The sequence below is a fragment of the Amycolatopsis sp. CA-211722 genome, from assembly GCF_056828465.1.
Genome location: NZ_CP184752.1, coordinates 5748529 through 5758911, shown reverse-complemented (window position 1 = coordinate 5758911; position 10383 = coordinate 5748529). Strand labels below are relative to the sequence as shown.

Genomic DNA, 10383 nt, shown 5'->3' with positions numbered 1-10383 from the left:
GCTGCTCACGCATGTCGCCACGCTCAGCACGAGCTTCCCCTAGAGGACCAATGCGGTTTCTTCAGTCACAGGGACTACAACGATCCAGAGAGCCTGGTCAAACCGGGACACCCACACGCCGGGGTATGTGACAAACCGTCATCTCAGCACCAAGCCCGAATCGCGGATTTCACAGAAAACCACTGTCCGCTCCAGCGGAAATCTCATCAGGGCAATACACAATCGTCGGTTGTCGCTGGTTGCCCCCTTGACAGACTGCCCGTCACCCGCAACCAAGGGCCAATCCTGGCGCAACTGGAACTGTCGGTGACCGGTCGTATATTGGGAAAAGTCGCTAGGAGGCGCCAGATGTCGACATTAGTGCGCTACAGCAAGGACGGTGACGATCGGCTGATCGACCTGGCCGAGCTCAACCCGACCGACTACGAGTTGATCAAAGGCCTGCGCGGGGAGATCGACCGCGGTGACCGGACCTTGCTGTGCCAGCAAGCACCTGAGGACGATGAGGGCGCGGAGATGTTCGTCAGGCTCCGAGGGGGCCGGTACTGGGCGGCGCACTTCCCAGGCAGTGGCTGCGCCGGGCAGCACGAGATCGCCCGGGAGTCGGACGAGCACCGATGGCAGAAGGAATACTGGCAGCGTGCTGCCGAGGATGCTGGCTACAGGGTGACCCAGGAGTACCGGACTGGGCGCGGCACGGTGCTGGACGTGGCGATCGACGGGCCGTATCGCACCGGCATCGAGGTCCAGCGCTCGTCGATCGAGCCGAGCTTGGTCAAGGCACGCACGACGAAATCGTTCGGGGCGGGCTGGCTGCCAGTGTGGTTCCTTGACTCAGATCGGACACCCCCCTGGTTCTACGCCGTACCTTCTCTAGGTTGCAATGATGTGCGGTGGAGCACGCTGCCGGAGCGACGCGCGGCCACAGCGATCGGTCCCCGGACGATGACGCCGACGCGCTGCACGATCAGCAGCTTCGGCGGACGGTGCCCGGTCGGCGGCCGTGCGAAACGCGCGCGCCCGAAACGTCCGTGCGGCCAGTGGCACCCAGAACCGCAGCCGCGGGGCGGGCTGACTGTTGACGATGTCGCCGGGATGCTCCCTTCTGCCGAGCTGGTGGCAATGCGGGATCTGCTTGGCGACGTCCGCCTCGTCGCCCCGAAGGACCTGAAGCTGTTCCAGGAAATGACGGGGCTGACCGGCGAGTACTGGCCTGGCAGCAGCCGCCGAGCCCGGGGCAGGCCCGCGCCGCGAACCATCGAGTGCGCCAATACCGACCATCGCCGCGGGCCGGCGCCCGCACGCTGCTCGAAATGCGGTCTGCGGCCGTGCGGGGATGGCGGTGTCCTGTGCGGGTCGTGTCGGCTCATGATCGAAGGCCGCACCGCCAGCGACTACTACGAGATGCTGCCTCCGCGGCCATGACAAACCATCACCCGTGACCAGCTGCAGGCTACCTGGCATTGCGCCTGCCGCCGCAGAGAAAGTCACCGACCCGATAAGGCCTGGTCGCAGTAGTGCGACCATAGCTGGTCATCGGCGAAGCTGCGGAGGAGGACATTCGTCTTGGCGGGTTATGGCTGGGTGGGGTTGCCGTCGGGGTGTTGGTTGATCCAGGAGAGGCCGCCGAGGTCGAGTTGGTGCTGGGCGCGGGTGACGGCGACGTAGGCGAGCCGGGCTTCGGCGGGTTCTATCTTCCCGGGCATGGGGTCGCCGCCGAGTTCGGTGTCTTCGGGGTCGTCGGGTTCGGGGAAGTCGTCGGAGATCCGGACGGTGGGCCATTCGCGGCCTTTGGCGGCGTGTGCGGTGGAGACCGTGACTTCGGCGTGGGTTTCGGCACTGAGCTGGGCCAGGGTTTGGAGGACGACGTCGACGCCGTGTTCGTCGATGACGTCGACGAACGGGAGCAGGTCGCGGCCGTCGGAGTCCCATTCGACGTACTCTTGCACTTCTCCCCAGGTGGAGAACAGCAGCAGGTCGCGGTGGGTGGTGCGTTTTCCGGCTTGCAGGTCGCGGGCGGCTTCGGCGAGTTTGCGGAGTTCGGCTGCGCGGCCGGCGAGCGCGACCTGGCGGCCGTCGCCGAGCTGGGTGAGGAGTTCGGCGATCGCGCCACCATTGGTCCGGCACAGGATCGCTTTCGGTGCTGCGACCGGCGCGAGTTCACTGTTGACGCGCGGGGAGCCGGTGAGGCGGATCGGTGCACCGGCGATCGCGAGCCATCGGTTCGCCTCGGCCGCAATCGCGGGGCCGAAGCGGAACGAGTGCGACAGCACGAGCTGCTGAGCGCGGAAGCCGGTCATGACGTCGCGGGCGCCGCGCCAGCCGTAGATGGCCTGTGCGGAGTCGCCGACCATGACCAACTGGGCGTGCGCGCCTTGGTCAAGGAACACCTGCTCGACGACGGGGTTGGTGTCCTGGGCTTCGTCCAAGAGCAGGAATTCGCCGTGGATGCGAGGGCGGGTCAGTGCCCACATCTTCAGGTAGTGGTCGTGTTTGAACGGGACCTTGCCGCGGTCGGGGGTCTGCAGGTCGGCCCACATCCGGGTGGCCAGCGGCAGCACGATCTCCACTAGCTGGTCGTGCTCGTTCTCGTCGGTGATGCCCTTGGGCCAGGGGACGTGCAGCCGGTTGAGGACGTCGTCGGCGGAGTAGCAGTACTGCATCACGGTATCCCGGGCGATCGAACACAATGTCGAGGGCTGCAGCTTCCGAGCGCCGATGGCGACGTTCATCCTAATGCCCAGCAGCTGCGCCAGCTTCACCGTGGCCATCCGCGGCCGCTCCATCCGCTCGATGAACTGGTGCCCGATCGCCTTGAACGCCAGGCTGTGCGCGGTCGAGCAGCGGGCATTACCGCGGAACTTCCGCCGCGCTTCCTGCGCGATCGCCTTGTTGAACGCCAGATACTGGCCTTGCCAGCGCGTCGCCGCGCCGAGCATGGTCAGCGTGGTGGTCTTACCCGTTCCCGCACCCGCCTGCAGCACCAGATCCGTGCCACTGCGAAACGCCTCCACAGCCGCGTCCTGCTCAGGCGTCGGACGACGTGACGACATCAAGTTCCCTCCCCGGAACCGTGGACGATCACATACCAGCACGGCGATTAGGCGAAATACACTTTCGCTTTGATCCAGGGTGCTCGGGTCCTGTACTACTCACGACTGCTTCTCGGGATTGACCGGCGGCCAGCTGCAGCCGGGGAGCAAGCCGGTTTCCGTCAGCAGGAAGAGCGCAGCCGGACCGTACTGAGAGTCGACGAGGGCGACAATCTGGCCCGTGGAGCGAAGCCCCATGTCCGCGAGCTGGCTCATAGTGCGCAGGAAGGGGGGCGCGCTACCGGCCTGGTAACAGGGCAGGCCGGCCTCAGTCCAGCGATACGGAGTTGGCATCTGCGGACTCCTCTCCAGATAGCGCCGGATACGCAGGGCACTCCAGTCTCACCGTGATCGCGCGGCCGGGCTAAACGGCGCGCCGCCGGAATCCCGCGTAGCCGCAGAAAGTGCACCCACTTGCAGCAAACGACAGCTAACGGCGCTGCAGCCCCCTGATGCAGAGGCGCTGGCTGGGGCACCGGACAGAGCACCGTGCTCAGGCGAGGTGCAAACTCAGCCCAGCGCGGACTCGGCCTGACCGACAGCCTGGCGAAGCTCCTAATACCGGTGCAACCTGAGCGACTCCGTTCCCGCTTCCCACATGAGGCTCGTTCATCGAGGTGACGAGCTGTCGGTCATAGTTGCTGGCATGACAGTCGAGGAGTTGCAGCAGCGGTTACGCCAGTTCGCGCGGGAGAGGGCGTGGGAGCAGTTTCACACACCGAAGAACCTGGTGATGGCGCTGGTCGGCGAAGCCGGAGAACTGCTCGAGCTGTTCCAGTGGCTCACCCCAGACGAGTCAGCCGAGATCATGGCCGATCCGCAAACTGCTGTGCAGGTACGTCATGAGATGGCGGATGTGCTGGCCTACCTGCTTCGCCTGGCCGACGTCCTTCAGGTCGATCTTTTGTCGGCCCTTACTGACAAGATCGCCGTCAACGGCGCAAAGTACCCGGCCGAGTTGGCCAGGGGCACGGCGCGGAAGTACGACCAGCTCGGCAAAGGGGACAAGTGAGGATCGCTCTTCAGCCCGCAGGGCTCAGCAAGGCCTCGGTAAACCAGCACTTCCAGGACACCATCGAGACCCAGGTCCCGTTCGCGGCACACCGCGACCTGCTCTCTCCCGACGTGCACAAGGAGCTGCGTAAACGCTTCCCGCGAGGCAAGGCCCAGTTCTGGGGAGCAACCCCGGGCACGTCAGGAACGACCGTCGGAAAGTGGGCAAAGCTGCGGCCAGGCGATGGTGTCCTCTTCTACGGTGATCATCACCTCTACCTCGCAGGCCACGTAGCGTTGACATTCCGCAACGAATCGCTCGCGGAGCGTCTCTGGCAGCGGACTGACAACGGCCTGACCTGGGAGTTGATGTTCGCCCTCACCGACCTGCGCAACATCAAGGTGCCTATCACCGAGGTCCGCGCGGTACTCGGCTGGCAAGACCGCGCCGTAGTTCAAGGGTTCACCGTCATCGACGGCGACCGGGCCGAGCGCCTTGCCGACCTGGTCGACCTCGACGACATGCTCAACCTCCCAGCCACCTCACCTGGCCCTGCGGACACCACGCCTTCTGGAACAACCACTCCCCCGGCCGGCCCGACCGACGAGACCCGGTCGACAACTGGGCGCCGCGAGCACCGGGCCCTCAAGCGGCACCTCGTCCGGATCGGTGGCGGCGTGTGCGGGCTCTGCGGCAGCACACTGCCGCCAGACTTCCTGATCGCAGCTCACATCAAAAAACGCTCATTCTGCAGCGAAGACGAACGCAAAGACTTCGACAACGTCGGCATGCTCGCCTGCTTCCTCGGATGCGACAGCCTGTTCGAGCACGGCTACGTCGCCGTCGACACCGGCGGCGACATCCTCATCAGCAACGCCGTCGACAACGCCCCCGACGTCGCCAAATTCATCGCAGAACACCTCCAAGGCCGCACCACCACCTGGTGGAACACCGACCGAGAACCCTACTACGCCTGGCACCGCAACCACGTCTTCAAGAAACTTCAACGCGGCAAATAGACCGTCTGCCACCTCATGATGATCGGCCGCGCTCCTCGCGCCGAGCTGCGGAGGCGATCATGGTTGCGGCCACCTGGGACGGCACGACCAGCTCGGCCAGCTGCTCAGCGCCCTCCCATGGCAGCCACCGTCGGCCCGAGGACGACCACCGGCTGAACCTCCTCGGGCCTATCGCGGTCGTCCTAGATTAGGCGATCTTGCTTGGCCCGCATCCTGAGACGAAGCCACGCTAGCGAGGGGGCACTACCACCAACGCCCTCCACCGAGTCGAGCGGCAAAACGTGATGGGGGGCGTCCCCATCTGATCGGGATCGAAGAAGCTCTTGACTTCGTCACCAGTGAAGATCCTGCTGCAGCCGTGATGCTCCGCCTGCCAGGCGTTCTCAGTCAGTTGCGCGCATCGACCTCATGCCCTGACGTCAGGCGGTGGCACGCGCCCGCCTTGTCCGCCCTTCAAAGCACAGATCAGAATCTCGACTGTAACCGTTCGATATAGTTTACTCCGTCCCACTGCCGAGCTGTTGCGCCGATCCGAGCAATGCCGACATAGCCATCGTGCCCGATGAGTCTCCCTCAACCGAGAAGCCCGAACCACGCGTCACCAACTCAGTGGATGGGAGCCCGAAAAATGTCATCCAGTCCGGTGCGATCGACTCAATTTACATCCACGACAGAAGCGAGACTCACAACCATGATCGCCGTGGGCTGTACATAGTCGCCGCGATTCTGCTTGTCGCGGTCCTCACCATCGCAGTGCCGAGCGTATGGCACAAAGATCATCCTACCGTCGAGTCACCGAACACAGCAGCAAGGACGTCTTCCTCTCACGCTGTGCCGATTGCCGCGACGCTTGACCTCTACCCGAAGAAGGACTGCGAATCCGGTTGGGTCGTTCCCACCAGTGACGAAGCGCCGATCGCGCACACGGACAAGCCTGTCGATGCTGTTCTCGGCAGTGGCGGCTCGGTCGTCCTGACGCTACAAGGCCTTACAGCCGAATCGGTGATCCTGCACTCGATAAACATCGAGATCGTCAGCCGCAGGCCTGCCATGCCCGGCACTTTCCTGCCATCCAATTGCGGTAGCGATGTCATCCCTCGCTTCTTCCGCGCCAACCTGGACAGGGTCGCGCCGAGCGCGGTTCCTGAGCCAGGGACTGCGAGTTTTCCCTACAAAGTAAGCGGAACAGATCCGGAGCAGATCATCATCACACCAACATCGACTGACGAAGACATCGAGTGGCGTGTTCGAATTCCCTGGAGCTCCGGAATAGGACGTGGCGAGCTTCTCATCGACGACGGAGGCAAGCCGATACGCACGACAGCCACGACCGCGGCCCGACCGTTCTGTGTCGAGCAACCTGACAGCCGACGCTGGATACCGCGAACAAGTGGAGCATCGTGCTGACTACGCGAAAGAACGCAGTCGTCACATTGGCCTTCGCACTTACACTGGTGACAGCCTGCAGCAGTACGCCCTCGACACTAGCCACAGAGCCGGCCCAGCCACCTCCGCAAGCGCCCCTCAGTCAGCGTCCTGCCCCGAGCTTCGAGCCTCCGAAGTGGAGCGCACCTGAAGCCGTCACACTGCCGTCGAACGTCACCTCACTTCATCCGGCGATCGGCAGATGGGATCGAGGCGCGCTGGTGGTGAGCAAAGGACCAAATCCGAACGTGCTGGTCACGTCTGACATGAAGACATGGCGAGCTGCCGGACTCGACGGCGTCACCGGCTTGAGCTACGGCCCGCTGGCCGGCTTCGGCGACAGCGCGTACGTGCTGGGTCACAGCGCTGCAGCCACCTCCGTATGGCAGACCAGCGACGGTAGTGATTGGCGGAAGACAGAGCTTCCAGGTGCGATGGCTAAGGACCCGTACCTAGCGATCGCGGCCGGCCCTCAAGGCGTCGTGGTCATCGGATATGACCGAGCGACCAGCGGCAGCTCGTCTGCAGCCGAAGGATTACGCGTCTGGTACTCACCGGATGGAAAGGAATTCAGCCGAACTACCCGGATTCGAGAGAAGGTCGTCCAAGGTGGCCAAATACGCCTCACTGCGGTGCATGACGGGTTCCTGCTCCACGGTATCCCCAGGCCAGTAAGTAACTCTCCGCTCATTCTGTGGAGCACCAATGGCTCGGACTGGCAGGACATCGGTTCCGGCCTGCCCAAGATGATGCCGGATGCAATCGGCCGAACAGGACAGACGACCGTAGCGCTGTCCACGTGGTTCGACAAGGACGAGGAAAGCCCTGGTCTCACGGCCTGGTTCAGGCGGGACGGGGACACGCAGTGGACGACCGGCGCGATCGACCTGGGCAAACTCCCGGACAAAGGTGTGACGCCGCGCGGTAGGCAGCGTGTATCGGCTGTGCACAGTTGGAATGGTGGCTTCATCGGCCTGGGCGGCACCGAGGGCAAGGACCGGTTCGGAGCCGTATGGACATCGTCCGACGGGGCCTCCTGGACGAGGACTCCCCTCGGCCCCAATGGCTTCGACCGCGTGAGTGTCATCTTTGCCGCCGTTTCCCAAGGGCAGAACGTCACTTTGCTGGGCATGGACCAGAGCATCGACGGCCCCAAGCTCACGTCGTGGCACAGCAGCGGGTGACGAACAGCGTTGTCCCCACGATATCCGAGGGCACGTGATCAGAAGAGCGACTTCCTTGTCGGATGAAGGGTTGTTCGTCTCGGGGAGGATGCCACTGATGTAAAGCACACCTCCCATACACAGATCATCGTCTCGAAGGGAAGAAGGCCGTTAGCTGCGAACAGGTCCCGGACGCTGCCACGTGGCCGACGACGGCCGCGCTGCCTCGCCCACCCCACGGCCGCAAACCAGCCGGCACGCCCGCCCGCCGTACCGATAGCTCTCTTCCTTTCAGATCTCTGAGCTGTGGAGGATCAGTGACCTGCGATCAGGCACACTGAGGGGCATGGTGGGGACCTCAGAGGGGCAGAACGTGATCCGCGGTGACGTCCTGGGCAACGCTGTTCAGGCGAGGGATGTCGGCACGATCGTCCTTGAGCAGGCGAGGCGCCCGTCGGTGGTGCCGCAGCAGCTGCCAGCGGCATCGTCGCTGTTCACCGGCCGCGAAACCGAGCTGGCACGCCTAACTGCGGTGCTTGAGCACGAGCTGGGGAAGGGCTCCACAGTGGTGATCTCAACCCTTGCTGGCGCTGGCGGGATCGGGAAGACCTGGTTAGCGCTGCACTGGGCACACCTTCACCAGGACCGCTTCCCAGACGGGCAGCTGTTCGTTGACCTACGCGGCTTCGACCCCAGCGACGACCCGATGCCACCGCACGAGGCGATCCGCGGGTTTCTCGACGCCCTCGGAGTCCCCTCGGTCACCATTCCCGCGGAGCCGTCGGCACAGGTCGGGTTGTACCGCAGCCTGGTCGCAATGCGACAGATGCTCATCGTGCTCGACAACGCCCGCGACAGCGACCACATCACCCCGCTACTGCCCGGTGGTTCCCGCTGCACGGTGCTGGTGACCAGCCGGGATCAGATGGCCGGCCTCATCGCCCGGCACAGCGCACAACCGGTCACCGTCGAGGCACTAGACGAGCAACACTCGCACATGCTGCTCGCCCGCCGGCTGGGCGATGCCCGGCTGGCGGCCGAGCCCGCCGCGGTGGCTGAGCTGGTGCGCAGCTGTGCAGGGCTACCGCTGGCGTTGAGCATCGTCGCTGGCCGCGCGATCCTGGACCCGCACGTTCCACTGACGGATCTGGCCGCGGAACTGCGCGACACCGCCACTCGTCTGCAGGCGCTCGACGAGGGAACACCGACCAGCAGCCTGGAAACGGTGCTGTCCTGGTCCTACCGCGCCCTCACTCCAGAACAGACCACAGTGTTCGCACTGCTCGGCGCGGCGCCCGGGCCCGACATCAGCGTGCCCGCCGCCGCCAGCCTCACCGGCACACCGGAACCCCAGACACGCACGATCCTGCGGTCGCTCGAGCGCGTGTCACTCATCCAGCAGCACGCGCCTCAGCGCTACCGGATGCACGACCTTGTCCGGCTCTACGCCGCACGCCACACTGAGCCCACTGCCGAAGCCCAGGGCCTGCGCCGCCTGGTGACCTTCGCGTGCCACACCGCACACGCCGCCGACCTGCTCATCGCACCCAACCACACCCCCATCGAGCTCGACGAACTGACTCCTGGCTGCGTACCCCGCCAACTCGCTGACCGTGACGACGCCTGGGCCTACCTCACCACCGAGCGGGCCAATCTGATGGCCACCCTGCAACTGGCGGCGAAGAGGGGTTGGGACTCGGCGGCATGGCAGCTCGCCTGGGCTCTGACCACCGTCCAGCTCCGCCAGGGGCACCTCCAGGATTACCAGACAGCATGGAAAGCAGGACTGGCCGCGTCCCAACACCTGCCCGATGTTCGTCTCCGCACCCGCGCCTACCGCCATTGCGGTCGCGCCGCCGCGCTGCTCGGCCAACATGATGACGCGCTCCACCACCTGCAAGACGGCATCTCCTGGACACAAGAGCACGGCGACCAGCTGGGTGAGGCCCACACCCATCGCGCACTCGCAGTCGCCTGGGACCAACGCAACGAATACCAGAAAGCCCTAGAGCACTCCGAACACGCCTTCCGCCTCTATGAGGACGTCGGTGTCCCGGTCAGCAGCGCTCACGCCCTCAACGAGATCGGCTGGTATACCGCCAAAATCGGCAACCTCGACCACGCGCATCAGCACTGCGCCCACGCCCTGGAACAATGCCGAAGCCGACAGGACCGCAGCGGCGAAGCAACCACACTGCTCAGCCTCGGATACATCGCCCACCACACCGGTGACACCGACCTCGCGGTCAACACCTACCAGCACTCCCTGTCCCTCTACCGGGAACTCGGCGATGCCGCATCAGAAGCCAACGCGCTCGATCTCCTCGGAGATGCGGTTGAGGAGCGGGACATGGCGGCGGCGCGCGAGGCATGGGAACAAGCTCTCGAGCTGTTTCAGTCGCAATACCGCACCAAAGACGCCGACCGCGTCCGTCAGAAGCTCAGCACAGTCAGCTAACCGATATTTCCAGGAGTGTGCTGCGTTGCCCATGTCTTAGAGTCCGGCGTCTGCTTTTGTCTGCAACGGAGATCCCCGCAACTGTGAGATATTGCTTCGGTGAGCTGAGTGCTAGGTTCACCGCCGCATTCGACGACGGCCCAAAGTGTCAGCGCTTGCAGAGCAGCCGCCGTCACGGCGGCGGACGGCACAAGTCCGCCTCGGCACAGCTGACCGCTACGGTAGGCCGACA

General features: G+C 64.6%; 8 protein-coding genes. 6 read left to right on the top strand and 2 right to left on the bottom strand.

The annotated features are described in order from the left end of the window. Positions 1–348 precede the first annotated feature (348 nt). Positions 349–1425 carry a hypothetical protein gene (locus ACOCEP_RS27330; protein ID WP_482331879.1) on the top strand — a complete coding sequence of 359 codons (1077 nt, stop codon included), beginning with the start codon at positions 349–351 and terminating at the stop codon, positions 1423–1425. Between the two features lie 149 nt (positions 1426–1574). Here the strand turns inward: ACOCEP_RS27330 and ACOCEP_RS27325 are convergent, their stop codons facing one another. Together ACOCEP_RS27325 and ACOCEP_RS27320 are read right to left on the bottom strand one after the other, a co-directional pair. After that, complete coding sequence (locus tag ACOCEP_RS27325) at positions 1575–3053, bottom strand: UvrD-helicase domain-containing protein (RefSeq protein WP_482331878.1); 1479 nt, start codon at positions 3051–3053, stop codon at positions 1575–1577. Between the two features lie 99 nt (positions 3054–3152). Next, the gene (locus tag ACOCEP_RS27320; RefSeq protein ID WP_482331877.1) at positions 3153–3308 is read right to left on the bottom strand and encodes a hypothetical protein; all 156 of its coding nucleotides are present in this window, start codon (positions 3306–3308) and stop codon (positions 3153–3155) included. 430 nt (positions 3309–3738) lie between these two features. On the opposite strand from ACOCEP_RS27320, the gene ACOCEP_RS27315 reads away from it, so the two are divergent. From ACOCEP_RS27315 to ACOCEP_RS27295, 5 genes are all read left to right on the top strand, one after another. Then, positions 3739–4104, top strand: coding sequence for a nucleotide pyrophosphohydrolase (locus tag ACOCEP_RS27315; protein ID WP_482331876.1), 366 nt, complete (start codon positions 3739–3741; stop codon positions 4102–4104). Beyond that, positions 4101–5105: a hypothetical protein gene (locus tag ACOCEP_RS27310; RefSeq protein ID WP_482331875.1), complete on the top strand. Its 1005-nt coding sequence runs from the start codon at positions 4101–4103 to the stop codon at positions 5103–5105. Before ACOCEP_RS27315 ends, ACOCEP_RS27310 begins: the two co-directional genes overlap by 4 nt. 555 nt (positions 5106–5660) lie before the next feature. Further along, on the top strand, positions 5661–6512 hold the full coding sequence (locus tag ACOCEP_RS27305) for a hypothetical protein (protein ID WP_482331874.1): 852 nt from the start codon (positions 5661–5663) through the stop codon (positions 6510–6512). A gap of 239 nt (positions 6513–6751) precedes the next feature. Further along, positions 6752–7714, top strand: coding sequence for a hypothetical protein (locus ACOCEP_RS27300; RefSeq protein WP_482331873.1), 963 nt, complete (start codon positions 6752–6754; stop codon positions 7712–7714). Between the two features lie 352 nt (positions 7715–8066). Beyond that, positions 8067–10151, top strand: coding sequence for an ATP-binding protein (locus tag ACOCEP_RS27295; RefSeq protein WP_482331871.1), 2085 nt, complete (start codon positions 8067–8069; stop codon positions 10149–10151). Positions 10152–10383 lie beyond the last annotated feature (232 nt).